At 61.2% G+C, this 15,616-nt stretch carries 13 protein-coding genes; 8 read left to right on the top strand and 5 right to left on the bottom strand.

Features of this window, described 5'->3' with window-relative positions; all coding sequences use genetic code 11:
• Nucleotides 1-112 precede the first annotated feature (112 nt).
• Both CXP40_RS06380 and CXP40_RS06375 read left to right on the top strand, forming a co-directional pair.
• Nucleotides 113-1,417 carry an OprO/OprP family phosphate-selective porin gene (locus CXP40_RS06380; RefSeq protein WP_106733101.1) on the top strand — a complete coding sequence of 435 codons (1,305 nt, stop codon included), beginning with the start codon at nt 113-115 and terminating at the stop codon, nt 1,415-1,417.
• An 82-nt stretch (nt 1,418-1,499) separates the two neighbouring features.
• Complete coding sequence (locus tag CXP40_RS06375; protein ID WP_106733100.1) at nt 1,500-2,429, top strand: ParB/Srx family N-terminal domain-containing protein; 930 nt, start codon at nt 1,500-1,502, stop codon at nt 2,427-2,429.
• 50 nt (nt 2,430-2,479) lie between these two features.
• On the opposite strand, the gene CXP40_RS06370 is transcribed toward CXP40_RS06375, so the two are convergent.
• Nucleotides 2,480-3,085, bottom strand: a complete 606-nt coding sequence (locus CXP40_RS06370; protein ID WP_106733099.1) for an inorganic diphosphatase — start codon at nt 3,083-3,085, stop codon at nt 2,480-2,482.
• A 102-nt stretch (nt 3,086-3,187) separates the two neighbouring features.
• On the opposite strand from CXP40_RS06370, the gene CXP40_RS06365 reads away from it, so the two are divergent.
• From CXP40_RS06365 to CXP40_RS06355, 3 genes are all read left to right on the top strand, one after another.
• Entirely contained in the window at nt 3,188-4,321 is a 1,134-nt protein-coding gene (locus CXP40_RS06365; RefSeq protein WP_106733098.1) for a GNAT family N-acetyltransferase, read from the top strand.
• Between the two features lie 468 nt (nt 4,322-4,789).
• Nucleotides 4,790-6,274, top strand: a complete 1,485-nt coding sequence (gene putP / locus CXP40_RS06360) for a sodium/proline symporter PutP (RefSeq protein ID WP_106733097.1) — start codon at nt 4,790-4,792, stop codon at nt 6,272-6,274.
• Nucleotides 6,275-6,371: 97 nt separating this feature from the next.
• Complete coding sequence (locus tag CXP40_RS06355) at nt 6,372-6,581, top strand: VF530 family DNA-binding protein (RefSeq protein WP_106733096.1); 210 nt, start codon at nt 6,372-6,374, stop codon at nt 6,579-6,581.
• Here the strand turns inward: CXP40_RS06355 and CXP40_RS06350 are convergent.
• Together CXP40_RS06350 and CXP40_RS06345 are read right to left on the bottom strand one after the other, a co-directional pair.
• Nucleotides 6,574-7,458, bottom strand: a complete 885-nt coding sequence (locus CXP40_RS06350) for an alpha/beta hydrolase (protein WP_106733095.1) — start codon at nt 7,456-7,458, stop codon at nt 6,574-6,576. The two genes, CXP40_RS06355 and CXP40_RS06350, sit on opposite strands and share 8 nt — an antisense overlap.
• Before the next feature lie 94 nt (nt 7,459-7,552).
• A complete protein-coding gene (locus CXP40_RS06345; protein ID WP_106733094.1) occupies nt 7,553-10,654 on the bottom strand; it encodes a transglycosylase domain-containing protein in 3,102 nt (1,033 codons plus the stop codon).
• Nucleotides 10,655-10,877: 223 nt separating this feature from the next.
• Between CXP40_RS06345 and CXP40_RS06340 the strand changes: the two genes are divergently transcribed.
• From CXP40_RS06340 to CXP40_RS06330, 3 genes are read left to right on the top strand one after another with little or no spacing between them, the layout of a single operon-like run.
• Nucleotides 10,878-11,558: a bifunctional 2-polyprenyl-6-hydroxyphenol methylase/3-demethylubiquinol 3-O-methyltransferase UbiG gene (locus tag CXP40_RS06340; RefSeq protein WP_106733164.1), complete on the top strand. Its 681-nt coding sequence runs from the start codon at nt 10,878-10,880 to the stop codon at nt 11,556-11,558.
• 2 nt (nt 11,559-11,560) lie between these two features.
• The gene (locus CXP40_RS06335; protein WP_106733093.1) at nt 11,561-11,995 is read left to right on the top strand and encodes a VOC family protein; all 435 of its coding nucleotides are present in this window, start codon (nt 11,561-11,563) and stop codon (nt 11,993-11,995) included.
• Complete coding sequence (locus CXP40_RS06330) at nt 11,982-12,803, top strand: aldo/keto reductase (RefSeq protein WP_106733092.1); 822 nt, start codon at nt 11,982-11,984, stop codon at nt 12,801-12,803. Before CXP40_RS06335 ends, CXP40_RS06330 begins: the two co-directional genes overlap by 14 nt.
• Nucleotides 12,804-12,875: 72 nt before the next feature.
• On the opposite strand, the gene CXP40_RS06325 is transcribed toward CXP40_RS06330, so the two are convergent.
• Nucleotides 12,876-13,832 (bottom strand): hypothetical protein, encoded by a 957-nt coding sequence (locus CXP40_RS06325; RefSeq protein WP_099522212.1) that lies wholly within the window; start codon nt 13,830-13,832, stop codon nt 12,876-12,878.
• 20 nt (nt 13,833-13,852) lie between these two features.
• Nucleotides 13,853-15,568: a proline--tRNA ligase gene (locus tag CXP40_RS06320; protein WP_106733091.1), complete on the bottom strand. Its 1,716-nt coding sequence runs from the start codon at nt 15,566-15,568 to the stop codon at nt 13,853-13,855.
• Nucleotides 15,569-15,616 lie beyond the last annotated feature (48 nt).

Here is a 15,616-nt window from a genome sequence, read left to right as displayed (position 1 = left end):
TTTATATATCGGCAACTGCGCTGAAATAACCCCTCGCCAAGATTCCCCCAGCACGAACGAGCCTACAGCTCGGGTGTTTTCAACACTAAAAGTCCAACAGGGGAATTTCTCGATGATCCGTAAGCACTTCGCCGGTTTCGTAGCCAGCGCCCTGGCTCTGGCCGTCTCCGCCCAGGCTTTCGCCGGTACCGTCACCACTGACGGCGCTGACCTCGTGATCAAGACCAAAGGCGGCTTGGAAGTCGCCACTACCGACAAGGCGTTCAGCTTCAAGCTGAGCGGCAAACTGCAGTGGGATGCTACTCAGTTCGATGGCCTGATGGCCGCTGACCAGAACAAGCCGTTCGACGATACCTTCAATACCTTCATCCGTCGCGGTGAGTTCGGCCTTGAGGGTACCGCCTACAGCGACTGGGATTGGGGTCTGCGCCTGAGCTACGACGAAGCCGATGACACCAGCGTCGACCGTGCCTTCATCGCCTACACCGGCTTGGATATCGGTACCTTCACTGTCGGTCGTTTTGGTGTCGACTATGGTCTGGAGAACTCCACCAGCTCCTCCTGGATCACCGCCATCGAGCGTCCGTTCATGTACGACTTCCTCAATGGGGACGAAGACACCCAGTTCGGCGTGAACTTCAAACACTCTGGCGACAACTATGGCCTGATGGCTCAGGTTGCCACCTACGAAGGTGACAACAACTACAAGAGTGAGGACAACGACGAGCTGTACGGCTATACCCTGCGCGCTCACTGGGCTCCCTACCTCAATGGCACTGACGTCATTCACCTCGCTGCCAACTACCACAACAGCGAGTCCGACGATAACCGTGCCCGCGCTCGTACCCGCATGGGGATTCGCAGCGACAACGACTTCCGCCTGACCTTTGGCGACGTGCGCGTGGCTGACAAGGACGTTGAATGGGTGCTGGAGTCCGGTGCTCAGTTCGGTGCTTTCCGTGCGCAGGCTGAGTACTTCCAGCGTCAGATCAGTGGCGAGACTCTGGCCGGTGCGAAATCCGATGTTGACCTCAGCGGTTACTACGCTCAGGTTTCCTACATGTTCAACGGCGTGCGCCAGTACAAGGCCGCTGACGGCAAGTGGGACAAGCCAGACAACATGAAGGGTTCCTGGGAAATCTTCGCCCGTTACGAAAGCACCACAATCGATTCCGATGCGGCTGCCATTCCGGGCAACCTGGGTCTTGCCGGTATCGTGGCTGACGACGTCAACGACGAGTTCGAGACCAAGGCCATGGTGGTGGGTGTGAACTACTTCGTTACCCCGTCCGTCCGTACCAGCCTGAACTACATCGATTATCAGGTGGACAACATCAACACCTCTAACCAGGTGGGTGGCAAGAGCGTGCAGGATGACGGCAAGGCAATCGTAGGTCGCCTGCAGTACGTGTTCTAAGCAATACCTTCATCCGTTGCTCCTGATTGAGCCCCGCCAATGGCGGGGCTTTTTTATCGCCAAGTCCTTTGGAGATGTTTCGATGCGTCAAATCACTTTGATACTGGTTGCGCTCGGCCTGAGTTCGACCGTCCTGGCCCAGGATTACAGTGCAGCCAAGCCCGGTGAGTTGCTTCAGGTGCCGCTGCAAGCGTTGCACCCGACCCAGGCTGCGGTTGGGTATGACCAGATCTACTACAAGCTCGGCCGCTTCGCGCAAGAGCGCAATAAACTGTTCGACGAATATTGCGAGGCCAACGGGCAGGGCGAGAGTGCCAATGTGCCAGGTGACGCCGATCTGCGGAAACCGGAAAGTTTCACCTGCCAGGATAAGGTCGGTGCTCGTAGCAGCGAGATGAAAACCGTGGTCATTGGTCCCGAAGGCAAGTTGTTCCTTACCGATGGTCATCACACTTTCACCGTGCTTGTGGAGCATCCCAAGGGCGGCGAAAACCTGAACATGTGGGTGCGGGTGACTGACAACTTCGGCGACAGCGCTGACATGGCCAGCTTCTGGCAACGCATGGCGCAGGCGCGCAAGGTCTGGCTCAAGGACGGCAACGGCCAGGCCATCGATCCTCAACAGATACCGAGCCAGCTCGGTTTGCAGCATCTGGCCAACGACCCCTATCGAGCGCTGGTGTACTTCACTCGCGAGGTGGGTTACGACAAGCCGCGTTCTGGCGAAGTGGCCCCTGAGTTTCTGGAGTTCTATTGGGGCAACTGGCTGCGTTCGGTGATGTCGCTTGATACATATGACCTAAGTGACCGTGGCGATTACCGCGATGCGGTCGAAACTGCTGCGAAGAAGATGGTGGCGCTCGCGCCGGAAGACGAAGTCGGCAGCAGTGGATTCAAGGCCCGTGAGTTGGGTGTTTACTCGTCGATGGACCGCAAGGAGTTGAACAAGGTGGCCGGCCGCAAACTGAACTACGCCACCAGCTACAAGAAGGCTCTGGCCGGGAAAAGTTGAAGGCTGTGATTGAAAAGGCCCAGCACTTGGCTGGGCCTTTTCGCGGTTTGTCAGTTGTTTTTTTTGTAGTTGTCCAGGGCCATCTGGATCATCTGGCGAGCTTCGGCGGCGCTGCCATAGCCGTTGAGTTCGACTTTCTTGCGGCCTTCTGGCAGTTGCTTGTAAACGCGGAAAAAAGCCTCGATGCGCTGGCGCTCGATCAAGGATAGGTCATCGATGTCCTTGATGTTGTCGTAAGTCGGATCGATATCGCTGCTGGGTACGCCAATGATCTTTTCATCCGCTTCACCGCCGTCGATCATCTTCAGATAGCCGATCGGACGGAACTTGATAAGGACGCCTGGATGAAGAGGCTCGCGAGTTAGCACCAGGCCGTCCAATGGGTCGTTGTCGCCACCCAGCGTGCGAGACAGCGAACCATAGTTGGCAGGGTAGACAACAGGCATGGACTGGAAGCGGTCGACGAAAACCAGACCTTCTTCGTTGATCTCGTACTTGGTGAAGCTGCCTGCTGGAATTTCCACCGCCATGTGTACGTTGTTCGGTGCATCTTCTGCCTGGGTCGCGTGAAAAGGATGAGTAATCGACTGCTGGGCGATTGCCGTACCGCTGCCGAGCAATAACGCGATTCCGAGGGCGAGAAGGGACTTTTGCATGGTTAACTCCTTTACAGAGCTCAAAGTTATAAGGGTTGGCCTTCTCATATTGCAGGTGCATTGTTAGAGATATATTGCAGTCTGGCCTCTGGAACTCAGCTCATGTCCGTCACCATCATCGACTCCCTTCACGCTCTGTCAGCAGAGACCTGGGATGCTCTGTTACCGCAACAACAGCCGTTCCTGCGTCACGCCTTCCTCAGTGCGCTGGAGGACAGCGGCAGCGTTGGCGGTCGCAGTGGTTGGCAGCCCTCGCACCGGCTCTGGTGCGATGAGCACGGCAAGGTGCAGGCAGCGTTGCCGGCTTATCTGAAGCAGCACTCTTACGGCGAATACGTATTCGATCACGGCTGGGCTGACGCCTGCCGACGCGCCGGCATCGCCTACTACCCCAAACTGCTGGGCGCCGTACCGTTCTCTCCGGTGACCGGAGCGCGTTTGCTCGGCGACGTCGGTGCGGCTGCCGAGCTGCTCGATGCGTTGGCAGCCGAATTGAGCGATGAAGGCTTGTCGAGCCTGCATATCAACTTCACCAGCCCGGCTTGCGACACTGTGCTGATGCAGCGGCAAGGCTGGTTGGAGCGCATCGGTTGTCAGTTTCACTGGCACAACCGTGGTTATCGTGATTTTCAGGACTTTCTCGATACGCTCAGCTCGCGCAAACGCAAGCAGATACGCAAGGAACGGGAGCAGGTGGCGGGGCAGGGCATTAAATTCGACAGGCGTCATGGCGCCGAGTTGAGCGAGGCGGACTGGGATTTCGTCTACCACTGCTATGCCAACACTTACCACGTGCGTGGTCAGGCGCCCTATCTGACACGGGACTTTTTCAGCCTGCTGGCCGAGCGCATGCCCGAGATGATTCGGGTGGTGTTCGCCACGCAGCATGGTCGTGCGCTGGCGATGGCCTTCAGCCTGGTCGATGGCGATACCTTTTATGGCCGCTATTGGGGCTGCCTGGCCGAATTCGACCGGCTGCATTTCGAAACCTGCTTCTATCAGGGCATGGAGTTGGCCATCGCCGAAGGTCTGCAACGCTTCGATGCTGGCGCGCAGGGTGAGCACAAGCTGATTCGCGGTTTCGAGCCGGTCATCACTCGCTCCTGGCATTATCTCTGCCATCCTGGGCTGCATGCTGCGGTTGCCGAGTTTCTCGAGCAGGAGCGCTCTGGCGTGCGGGTTTACGCTGAGGAGGCGCGCAGTTATCTGCCTTTTCGCCAGGCCAGCGGGGGCTGATCGAGCGATCAGGTTCTCGGCGCGAGGCCGAAACAGCTGTTTGCCGGAAGTTCCCCGTGTCGGAGATTTCTGTAAAAACTCCAGAGCTTTCAGCAAGAAGCCCGCTCACGTCTGCCACTAAATTCCGCCCTTCACTTTCGTTACGACCGTTTTTGTCTGCGCCGATTGGTCAGACCAGCTTTGCTGGGCTAGACCGATAATAGAAGTGTATGCAGCCGAAGTAGGGTGGTAACGCGATTCGGTGGCCGCAGGCGCAAGCCAGGGAGGTCAGGGAAAGTGCTCAGGCACGTGCCGATGCTGTGACGAAGTGGTGGAGAATTCACTGCGCCGGTATCTGTCCCTGAACGTGCTCATCAGACATCGGTGTGACGAGGAAGAGAGACCGGAGCCCGCATCCGCAAAAACGGGTGCGCTTTGCCAAGCTGGGCACGGTGCCCAAGAACAACAAACGAGAGGGGAGCCCCCCAAATGACAGCTAGTACTCCAATGCTCGTCACCTTCGTGGTGTACATCGCAGCCATGGTGCTGATCGGCTTGATCGCCTATCTGCGTACCAAGAACCTTTCCGACTACATCCTCGGTGGCCGCAGTCTCGGTAGCTTCGTTACCGCACTGTCCGCCGGCGCTTCCGACATGAGTGGCTGGTTGCTGATGGGCCTGCCTGGCGCGATCTTCGTCGCCGGCATCTCCGAAAGCTGGATCGCCATCGGTCTGGTCATCGGCGCCTACCTCAACTGGTTGTTCGTTGCCGGCCGTCTGCGCGTGCAGACCGAGCACAACGGTAACGCCCTGACCCTGCCGGACTACTTCACCAACCGTTTCGAAGACAACAGCCGCATCCTGCGCATCTTCTCGGCGCTGGTGATCCTGGTTTTCTTCACCATTTACTGCGCCTCCGGCGTGGTGGCCGGTGCTCGCCTGTTCGAGAGCACCTTCGGCATGTCCTACGAGACCGCGCTGTGGGCCGGCGCTGCTGCGACCATCGCCTATACCTTCATCGGCGGCTTCCTGGCAGTGAGCTGGACCGACACTGTGCAGGCCACCCTGATGATCTTCGCGCTGATCCTGACCCCGGTCGTGGTGATGATCGCTACCGGCGGCTTCGATCCGGCCATGGTCGCCATCGAGGCGGTCGACGCGACCAACTTCGACATGCTCAAGGGCGCGACCTTCGTCGGCGTGATCTCCCTGATGGCCTGGGGCCTGGGCTATTTCGGCCAACCGCACATCCTGGCGCGCTTCATGGCCGCTGATTCGGTGAAGTCGATCCCGGCTGCCCGCCGCATTTCCATGACCTGGATGATCCTGACCCTGGCTGGCGCTGTTGCTGTCGGTTTCTTCGGTATCGCCTACTTCGCGGCGCACCCTGAAGTCGCCGGCCCGGTCGCTGAGAACCCGGAGCGCGTGTTCATCGAGCTGGCCAAGCTGCTGTTCAACCCGTGGATCGCCGGTATCCTGCTGTCCGCCATCCTGGCGGCGGTGATGAGCACCCTGAGCTGCCAGTTGCTGGTGTGCTCCAGTGCGCTGACCGAAGACTTCTACAAGGCTTTCCTGCGTAAAGACGCTTCGCAGACCGAACTGGTCTGGGTCGGCCGCGCCATGGTGCTGCTGGTCGCACTGATCGCCATCGCTCTGGCGGCTAACCCGGAAAACCGCGTACTGGGCTTGGTGTCCTACGCCTGGGCCGGCTTTGGCGCTGCGTTCGGTCCGGTGGTGATCCTCTCCCTGCTGTGGAAGGGCATGACCCGCAACGGCGCTCTGGCCGGTATGCTGGTCGGTGCCGCCACCGTGATCGTATGGAAGAACTGGATCGGTCTGGGTCTGTACGAGATCATCCCGGGCTTCATCCTCGCCACCCTGGCCATCGTCATCTTCAGCCGTATCGGTCAGGCGCCGAGCCAGTCGATGCTGAGCCGCTTCGACAAGGCCGAGAGCGAATACAAGTCGGTGTAACTCTGCTGGCTTGAAGCGAAGGCGATGATTGCTACGCAGTCATCGCCTTTTTCGTTTCTGGCTCTAAGATAGGCGCACTTTTTTAACGGATGCTCTCATGACCAGCAATGACCCGCTCCATGGCCTGACCTTGCAGGCGATTCTCACCGCCCTGGTGGACCGCATCGGTTGGGACGGCCTTGCCCATCAGGTTGACGTGCGCTGTTTCAAGCATGAGCCGAGCATCAAGTCGAGTCTGACCTTCCTGCGCAAGACGCCTTGGGCACGGGCCAAGGTGGAGCAGCTCTACCTGCAGCACTTCAGTTAAGTTCGAGCCCTAGGGCCTGCAAGGCCTGGCGGTAGCTGTTACCGGCCATGCGCAGGCTGTTGTTGTGGTTGGCGCCGTCGATCAGCAGCAACTGCTTCGGCTCGCTGGCCGCGTCGAACAGCGCCTGGCTGAAGCGTGACGGTACGTAGCGGTCATCGCGACCATGAGCGATCAGCACCGGGATGCCGACATCGCCGATCTTGCTCAGTGAATCGAACTCCTGCGATAGCAGCCAGCGCACCGGCAGCGAGGTGTTGGTAACCGCGGCCGCCACATCGCCCAGATTAGTGAAACTGGATTCGACGATCAGCCCGGCGGCCTGCGCGGCTTCCTCTTCACTTGCCAGTTCGTGCGCCAGGTTGACGGCTACGGCGCCACCCAGTGAATGACCATAGATGAAGCGTTTGTTCGCCTCGGGCTGCAGGCGCACCAAGTGCTGCCAGGCGATCAGGGCGTCCTGGTAGACGCTACGCTCGGAGGGCAAGGCGCCACGGCTTTCGCCGAAGCCGCGGTAGTCCACCGCCAAGACCGAGAAGCCCATGGCATGTAACTGTTCGATGCGAAACAGCTGGCCGGTCAGGTTCCAGCGTGAGCCATGCAGATAGAGCAGCGTCGGGGCGTCCTTGCGGGGGGCCGGCCACCACCAGGCATGCAGGCTCTCATCGGCAGTGAGGTCGGGGGATTGCAGTTGCACGTCCTCGACGCCTGCAGGCAGGCCGCTGAACCAGCGGGCGGTGCCGGGCTCGATGCGAAACACCAGCTCGCGTTCGGTCTGCTCCAGTTTGGCGCAGCCTATCGGCAGCAATACCAGCAGGCAGCCCAGAAACATCAGGCTCAGGCGACGGCGGCGCAGCAGGGCTAACCAGGGTGAGGGCATCGGCGTGCTCATGAACGGCAACGGATAATGCAGCCATGGACTGCACATCCGATGCCGGGTTTCGCCAGGGACTGAGCGCTGTGGTTACCAGGTATTACCGCCGGCTGATCTGCGCTGTGCTCATCGGCGTATCACACAGGGTGGAACTGCCGGGTTCGAGGTAGGGCGCAAGGATCGGCGCCATGCCTTTGAGCACCTGCACCGGCAACGCCGAGGTGAAGGTGAAACGCTCGGCATCCCGCCCCGGTACGAAAGCGGTGAGGGTGCCGTAGTGCCGTGGGCCGAGGAAGAACACGAAGGTGGCCGTGCGGTTCATCGCCCTGGAGCTGATCACCCGGCCGCCCGCACCCACGCTCTCGATACGGTTGTCGCCGGTGCCGGTCTTGCCGCCCAGCGTCAGGCTATGGCCGTCCTGTAACTGGAAAGTACCTTGCAGACGCCGTGCTGTACCGCCCTCAACGACTTGGGAAAGGGCATTGCGCAAGGCTGCGGCGACCTCGGACTGCATCACCCGTTTGCCACCATGGGGCTCGCGTTCGACCCGCGTTTCATAAGGGGTGCCGGCAGCGAAATGCAGTTCGTCGATGCGCAGCACCGGCTGCCGGATACCGTCGTTCTGAATGATGCCCATCAGTTCGGCCAGTGCCGCCGGCCGGTCCCCGGAGCTGCCTAGTGCGGTGGCCAGTGAGGGAACCAGATGCTGGAAGGGATAACCCAGGTTCTTCCAGCGCCGGTGGATATCGGAGAAGGCTTCGACCTCCAGCATGATACGGATGCGGCTATCACGAGCGCTCTTGTGCCGGCTGCGGAACAACCAGCCGTAGACTTCCTGGCGCTCGTCGATGCTGGCTGCCACGGCGTCGCTGAAACTCGCCTGCGGGTTGTCGATCAGGTAACCCAGCAACCACAGCTCCAGCGGATGTACGCGGGCGATATAGCCCTGATCCGGCAGACTGTAGGCGCCGGGGCCGTAATCCTTGTACAGGCGTGCGATACGTTGGTCGGTGAGCTTTTCCTGCGGTAAATGCGCCCGCAGGAACGCGGCGAAGGTTTCCTCGTCGGCCTGCGGCAACAGGTAGCGGTGCACGGCGCCGAGGCGCACCGAAGTCTGGCGCAGGCCGCTGATGAAGGTCTCCAGGCGCTGCTGCTCTGCCTGGCCCTGATACTTGCGCCAGAACCGCAGCAGAAACGTGCGCCCTTCCTGGTCGGCAAAACGCTGCAGGTATTCCTGGCGGCGCGGGTCCTTGTCGTCCTTGAGCAGTTCGGCGCTGCTCTGGTAGGTGCTGTAGCGCACCAGGTCGCGCATCAGGCGCACGAACGGCAGGTTGATCGATTCGCGCAGCGACTCGCGCAGGGTCGGGTTGCGGCCATTGTCCTCGCGGCGAAAGTTGCCGAAGGTGTGCAATCCGCCGCCGGTGAAGAAGCGCTCATTCGGGCTGGCGGAGTAGCGCCGCTCCAGCGCGGCGTCGAGCATGCTGGCCAGACCCGCCCCCGGGTTGGCTTGCAGGTAGCCCACGGCCCAGCGGTTCAGGTAGTCCTGCTCGGCGATGTCCACTTGGCGCAACTCGGCCGGGCTCTTGTTCGCGTGGCGCTGATGCAGCTCGGCGATGATCTCCAGATAGGTGGCCAATACGCGCAGTTTGGCAGTGGAGCCAAGCTCCAGCTTGCTGCCCTCGTTGATGTCGAAGGGTTGGTCGGTGCTGTCGGTCTGCACCCGTACCCGGCTGCCGGTTGGGGTGCGTTCGAACAGGGTGAAGCTGTAGCGCACTTCCGCGGTTTTCTCCGGTGACAGCAGGCGCTCGCCGAACAGGCCGATCTTGCCGGCGAACTCTGGATCGGCCAGGTTCTGCAGGTAGGTGCTGGTCTGCTGCTGCAGGTCACGCTGCAGGGTGCTACGTGCGGACAGGTCGAGGCGATCGAGATCGTAGAGTGGCATGCCCAGCAGATTGGACAGACGCGAGCGCGCTACGCTGATGCCTTTGTCACTCTCCACGGCGCGAAGGTTGGGCTCCTGCTGCCAGTCGCGGTACTGCAGCTTCTGTATGAGGGCGGCGTCGCGCAGGTCGGCATCGACCAGGCCGCCGCTGGCGATCAGGCGTATGTGGCTTTCGGTCAGCGCCTCCATGTCACGGCGCCCTTGTGCGAGGTAGTAGGAGGGCCGGCGTTGGGCGATCATCAATGACAGCATCTGCCGCAGGGCCAAGCCGCGCTCGGCAAGGCTGGCGTCGGGCGAGCGACGCGGATCGAGCAGGGCGTTACTGCGCTCGAAGTCGGCGCCGTACCAGATGCGCAGGCCGTCAGCCAGGCCGTTCACCTCACCATGACCAGGTGCTGCAGACAGCGGCACACTATTGAGGTAGTCGCGGACGATGCGTTGACGCGCTTCGAGCGTCTCCGGGCCATGCTGATAGGCGCGCACGCTGGCGGAAATCATCTGCCGCAACTTTTCCCCGGCAGACAGCGTCAGCCCATCCGGGGAGTGGCGGTACTTCTCCAGTTGCGTGGCCAGGGTGCTGCCCCCGGCGGACTGATCCTGCACGTCGAGCATTTTTCCAAGCTGCGACAGCGCCGCCATGGCGAAGCGCGGCCAGTCCACCGCCGGGTTGGCCAGCGGTTGCGCGGGGTCGAGCAGCTCACGGTTCTCGATGAACAGCAGGCTGCTGACCACCAGCGGCGGGATGCTGGCGAAGTCGGCATAACCCTGTTGCGGGTAGCGAAATTCGTAGAACGGCGTGCCACGACAATCGCTGATGCTCAGGCCACTCTGGCTCTTCTCGGTAAAGGGCGGGAATAGGCCGCGGCGGCTGTAGGCCATCAGTTGTTCGGAGAAGCGCGACTGCTCGGTGACCTGATAATCGCGCTGTTGCAGGCGCTCCAGCATCAGTGGCAGGTAGGCATAGCCCTGGCGTTTGTCGAAGGGACCATCGGTCGGGTAGATGATCCGCTCGCTGGGACCTGGTTCGACCTTGTACGTGAGGTCAGCAGCATAGCGACTGAGCTCGCGTGACTGAAAGTGGGCGCTGCGTGACTCGAACACCAGCAGGGCGGTAACCGCGAGCACCAGCAGGGCCAGTAACAGATAGAGTGTCAGGCGCCAGTGATGCCTTGCAGCAGTGGCCGACTTCGTCCTGCCCTGCGTGCTCGCCGAGGAGGTGAGGTCAGGTTGCTGTGGATTACGTTGCCATGATGCGCCCATAAATCACCGGCCTGGCCTGTCAGCATCATTCAAAGCCGCGAGGTTGCCTCTTGCCGGATGCTGACCTTGGGCCGGCTGGGCTGCGGTTGTCTCGTCTGTCTTGTTATCAGCTTAGACCCTTGCGCGCCGTCTGGCTGGCCGTTTCCACTCATGGCCAGGGTTGTACCTGGATGATGGGCTGGCCTGCTAGACTCGCTGCAACCCACAAATGCAGGGTATCGGTATGCAGCGCGACCATCGAGAACAGCTCCAGCAAAGCTGGCAGGCCAATGCCGATGCCTGGGCTGCCGCGGTGCGTGAACAGCGCATCGAAAGTCGCCGCCTGGTCACCGATGCTGCGATCATCCAGGCTGTGCTGGCATTGCAACCCAAACGTGTGCTGGATATCGGTTGCGGCGAAGGTTGGCTGTGTCGTGGGCTGGCCGAACATGGTATTGAGCCGGTCGGTGTGGATGCTTCGGCGCCGTTGATCGAGGCGGCTCGCGCTGCGTGCGACGGGCGCAGTCAGTATCGCGTCTGCGGCTATGCCGAACTCGAAGAACACGCCGAGCAACTTGGACGTTTCGAGGTGTTGGTCTGCAACTTCGCCCTGCTCGAAGAGCCGCTGCAGCCGATTCTGCGCAGTCTGCACAAGTTGCTTGTACCTGGCGGCAGCTTGCTGATCCAGACCCTTCACCCCTGGCGTGCCAGTCATGGCGAGCCTTACCAGGACGGTTGGCGGGTGGAGGACTTCGTTGGCTTCGGAGAGGGCTTTCAGGCGCCCATGCCTTGGTTCTTCCGCACTCTGCAATCCTGGCTGACGCTGATCGCTGAAACCGGCTGGCGTCTCGAATGGCTGCAGGAGCCGCTGCACCCCGAGAGTGTTCAGCCGGTGTCCTTGCTGCTGTTGCTCAAGCCGCTCTGATCATGCAACTGCTGCTCAACCTCGATGTTCCCGATCTGCCAGCGGCAGTTGCCTTCTACCAGCAGGCGCTTGGCTTGAGCGTCGGGCGCAGGTTGTTCGACGGAACGGTGGTGGAGATGCTAGGCGCTGCCGTGCCGCTCTATCTGCTGCACAAGACGGCTGCCAGCCAGGCGTGCACAGAGGCGCACGTGCGGCGCAATTACGATCGTCACTGGATGCCGCTGCATTTGGACCTGGTGGTCGATGAACTTGACTCTGCATTGGCGCGGGCAATCGCTGCTGGCGCTCGGCAGGAGGGTGACATTCATGAGTATGACTGGGGACGGCTGGTCACGCTGAGCGATCCCTTTGGCCACGGCTTGTGTTTCATTCAGTGGCGCGATGAGGGGTACGACCTGGTAACGACCTGTACGGGAGAAATCGATGCGCAAAATTGACTTGGCCGGCGTGCAGGTACCATTGATAGGCCAGGGAACCTGGCGCATGGGCGAAGATCGGCACCAGCACGCGCGTGAGGTGACGGCGCTGCGTGAAGGACTGGACCTGGGCTTGAGTCTGATCGACACCGCCGAAATGTATGGCGAGGGTGGCGCCGAGCAGGTGGTGGGAGAGGCCATCGCCGGTCGTCGTGACGAGGTGTTCCTGGTCAGCAAGGTTTACCCGCACAACGCCAGTCTGCAGGGTGTTCAGGCCGCCTGTGAGCGCAGCCTGAAGCGTCTGGGATGCGAGCGTATCGACCTCTACCTGCTGCACTGGCGTGGGCGCTATCCGCTTGCCGAGACGGTCGAAGGTTTCGAGCGGCTGCGAGCGCAGGGCAAGATTGGCGCCTGGGGCGTTTCCAACTTCGACCTGGATGACCTGCTGGAGCTGGATCAGCCGGCATGCAGCGCCAACCAGGTGCTGTACAACCTGGAGGCACGTGGTATCGAGTATGACCTGATGCCCTGGCAACAGCGTGCCGTTATGCCGCTGATGGCCTATTGTCCGCTCAGCCAAGCTGGCGCACTGCTGCACGAGCCTACATTGCTCGAGGTGGCCCAACGGTATGAGGTAACGCCGGCTCAGCTGGCATTGGCCTGGACGATCAGGCAGGACGGCGTGATTGCAATCCCCAAGGCTGTCGGCAGCGCGCACCTGCGCGATAACGCAGCGGCAGCTTCGATAACCTTGAGTGTGGATGACCTGGCCCTGCTCGACGCGGCCTTCCCGCCGCCGCGTAGCAAGCATGCATTACAGATGGTATAGCGAGCAGCGCTGCCCGGTTGTATGCGCCGTGCGCACCGAGTCTAGGTGAGGACCTGGATTGGCCTGATGCGATCAGTTGGCTGGGTCGGCAGCCAGACGCCCTGCATCCTTGAGCAGAGCCTTGAGGAAGGCATCCTGCAGCTCAGGGTCGTTGCGGGTAAGTTCGATCAGGCTCTGCTCCAGCTCGCTAGCCTCCTCTTCCAGGCCCAGATCGGAAAGGCGCTTGACCCGATGCACCCACTGGGCGACATCGCCTCCCTCGAGGTCGTCGAAGATCAGGTCATGCGCTTCACGCAGCTTGCCGCGCAAGGTATGACTGACCATGAGGGTCGTATCAGCGCGTGCGACATCGTCACCAAGGCGGTCTTCGACGCTTAGCTGCAGCGTGTTCAGGCGCGTGATGTCTTGTTCGGTGAAGGGGCTGTCCAACAGATTGAGGCGCAGCACGCCGCTGCTGTCGGTGAGCAGCTCGAACTGCTGGTCACCTGCCTTGACCTGTACAGGACGCTCGGACCAGGGCAGGTTGGTGTATTCCATGCGACGGTCGCGCTGCAGCTCATCGATACTTGCCAGGTTCTGTTCCGCGCGGCCGTTGGACTCGACGTTCATGAATGGGTTGAGGCCGGCCATGCCGTAGCTGATCCAGTCACGGGTCGCGGTTTCCGGCAAGCTGCCGAGCAACACCACGTTGAGTATATTGGCGCCCACGCCGGCCACCACCGCGACTGCCCCCATCGGCACTTCATAGATCTCGCGCCAGGGCTGGTAAGGCGTGTAGCGGTCGTAGCGACGGGTCACTTCGAAAGCTGTGACCTCGTAGCTCTTCTGGTCATGCACACGCACGCGGCGCTGCGGTAGCTCCAGTACCTTGGGTTCGCCGGCATCGATCTGCAGTTGGTGATCCAGCAGCTTGCGCTCGACGCGCTCCTCATGCTCGCTACGCTGCGGCAGCTGGTTGGCGCAGCCGCTGAGAAAGAGGGCGCCGCACAGGGCGGCGCCGATGAGGCGAAGGTTGTTGCTCGTGTGCATGATGTCTCGGTAAGGCGTTATCAGCGGCTGATACGGGCTTGCAGGAAGGACAGAATGTCGGCCAGCGGCACCGCTTGCGCGTCGGTTTCGGCGCGGCTCTTGTACTCGAGGTTACCCTCGGTCAGGCCACGGTCGCTGACGACCACGCGGTGCGGAATGCCGATCAGCTCCATGTCGGCGAACTTGATGCCGGGGCTGGTTTTCTTGTCGCGATCATCCAGCAGCACTTCGTAACCGGCGGCAGTCAGCTCGGCATACAGCTTGTCGGTGGCTTCGCGAACCTGCTCGGTTTCATAGCGCAGCGGCACCAGGGCGATCTGGAAGGGCGCCAGTGCGTCGTTCCAGCGAATGCCGCGCTCGTCGAAGTTCTGTTCGATGGCGGCAGCCACGACGCGGGATACACCGATGCCGTAGCAGCCCATGGTCAGGGTTACAGGCTTGCCGTTCTCGCCGAGCACCTGGCAGTTCATGGCCTCGCTGTACTTGGTGCCGAGCTGGAAGATGTGACCGACTTCGATGCCGCGCTTGATTTCCAGGGTGCCCTGGCCATCCGGGCTAGGGTCACCAGCGACGACATTGCGCAGGTCGGCAACTTCAGGCAGCGGCAGGTCGCGCTCCCAGTTGACGCCGAAATAGTGCTTGTCTTCGATGTTGGCACCGGCCGCGAAATCGCTCATCAGCGCTACGCTGCGATCGATGATGCAGGGGATCGGCAGGTTGACCGGGCCCAGCGAGCCAGGGCCTGCACCGATGGCCGCACGAATCTCTGCTTCATTGGCCATCTGCAGCGGGCTGGCAACCAGCTCCAGGTTGGCAGCCTTGATCTCGTTCAGCTCGTGGTCACCACGGACGATCAGGGCGATCAGCTTGCCTTCTTCGGCAGCGTGCACCACCAGGGTCTTGATGGTCTTCTCTATGGCCAGGCTAAAACCCTGAACCAGTGCGTCGATGGTCTTGGTGTCGGGCGTGTCGACCAGGCGCATGTCTTCGGTCGCAGCGCCGCGCGCTGTCTCACGCGGGATGGCTTCGGCCTTCTCGATGTTGGCGGCGTAGTCGGAGACATTGCTGAAGGCGATGTCGTCTTCGCCGGAGTCGGCCAGTACGTGGAATTCGTGCGAGCCGGTGCCGCCGATGGAACCGGTATCGGCCTGTACCGGGCGGAAGTTCAGGCCCAGGCGGCTGAATACGTTGCAGTAGGCCTGGTGCATGCGGTCATAGGTTTCCTGCAGGGAAGCCTGGTCGGCATGGAAGGAGTAGGCGTCCTTCATGATGAACTCGCGGCCACGCATCAGGCCGAAGCGCGGACGGATCTCGTCACGGAACTTGGTCTGGATCTGGTACATGTTGATCGGCAGCTGTTTGTAGCTGTTCAGCTCGTTGCGGGCCAGATCGGTGATCACTTCTTCGTGGGTCGGGCCGACGCAGAACTCGCGATCATGACGATCCTTTACCCGCAGCAGCTCGGGACCGTACTGCACCCAACGACCGGACTCCTGCCACAGTTCGGCAGGCTGAATGGCTGGCATCAGCACTTCCAGTGCGCCGGCTGCGTTCATTTCTTCGCGCACCACGGTCTCGACCTTGCGCAGTACGCGCAGGCCCATCGGCAGCCAGGTGTACAGGCCGGAGGCCAGCTTGCGGATCATGCCGGCACGCAGCATCAGCTGGTGGCTGATCACCACGGCATCGGAAGGGGTTTCTTTCAGGGTCGAGAGCAGGAACTGACTGGTACGCATGTTTGGCCGTTCTGTCGGTTGCGAGGGCTTGGAATAGGCCGGCATTGT

It is taken from the genome of Pseudomonas sp. YY-1, from assembly GCF_002843095.1.
Classification (GTDB): Bacteria; Pseudomonadota; Gammaproteobacteria; order Pseudomonadales; family Pseudomonadaceae; genus Aquipseudomonas; species Aquipseudomonas sediminis_A.
The sequence above is the reverse complement of the archived record's forward strand: the minus strand, read 5'-3'. Positions and strand labels throughout refer to the sequence as shown.

What these genes read in the sequence shown, in the direction of transcription:
- CXP40_RS06380 (WP_106733101.1), top strand. Translation starts at nt 113, where the DNA reads ATGATCCGTAAGCACTTCGCCGGTTTCGTAGCCAGCGCCCTGGCTCTG.
- CXP40_RS06375 (WP_106733100.1), top strand. Translation starts at nt 1,500, where the DNA reads ATGCGTCAAATCACTTTGATACTGGTTGCGCTCGGCCTGAGTTCGACC.
- CXP40_RS06370 (WP_106733099.1), bottom strand. Translation starts at nt 3,085, where the DNA reads ATGCAAAAGTCCCTTCTCGCCCTCGGAATCGCGTTATTGCTCGGCAGC.
- CXP40_RS06365 (WP_106733098.1), top strand. Translation starts at nt 3,188, where the DNA reads ATGTCCGTCACCATCATCGACTCCCTTCACGCTCTGTCAGCAGAGACC.
- putP (WP_106733097.1), top strand. Translation starts at nt 4,790, where the DNA reads ATGACAGCTAGTACTCCAATGCTCGTCACCTTCGTGGTGTACATCGCA.
- CXP40_RS06355 (WP_106733096.1), top strand. Translation starts at nt 6,372, where the DNA reads ATGACCAGCAATGACCCGCTCCATGGCCTGACCTTGCAGGCGATTCTC.
- CXP40_RS06350 (WP_106733095.1), bottom strand. Translation starts at nt 7,458, where the DNA reads ATGCCCTCACCCTGGTTAGCCCTGCTGCGCCGCCGTCGCCTGAGCCTG.
- CXP40_RS06345 (WP_106733094.1), bottom strand. Translation starts at nt 10,654, where the DNA reads ATGGGCGCATCATGGCAACGTAATCCACAGCAACCTGACCTCACCTCC.
- CXP40_RS06340 (WP_106733164.1), top strand. Translation starts at nt 10,878, where the DNA reads ATGCAGCGCGACCATCGAGAACAGCTCCAGCAAAGCTGGCAGGCCAAT.
- CXP40_RS06335 (WP_106733093.1), top strand. Translation starts at nt 11,561, where the DNA reads ATGCAACTGCTGCTCAACCTCGATGTTCCCGATCTGCCAGCGGCAGTT.
- CXP40_RS06330 (WP_106733092.1), top strand. Translation starts at nt 11,982, where the DNA reads ATGCGCAAAATTGACTTGGCCGGCGTGCAGGTACCATTGATAGGCCAG.
- CXP40_RS06325 (WP_099522212.1), bottom strand. Translation starts at nt 13,832, where the DNA reads ATGCACACGAGCAACAACCTTCGCCTCATCGGCGCCGCCCTGTGCGGC.
- CXP40_RS06320 (WP_106733091.1), bottom strand. Translation starts at nt 15,568, where the DNA reads ATGCGTACCAGTCAGTTCCTGCTCTCGACCCTGAAAGAAACCCCTTCC.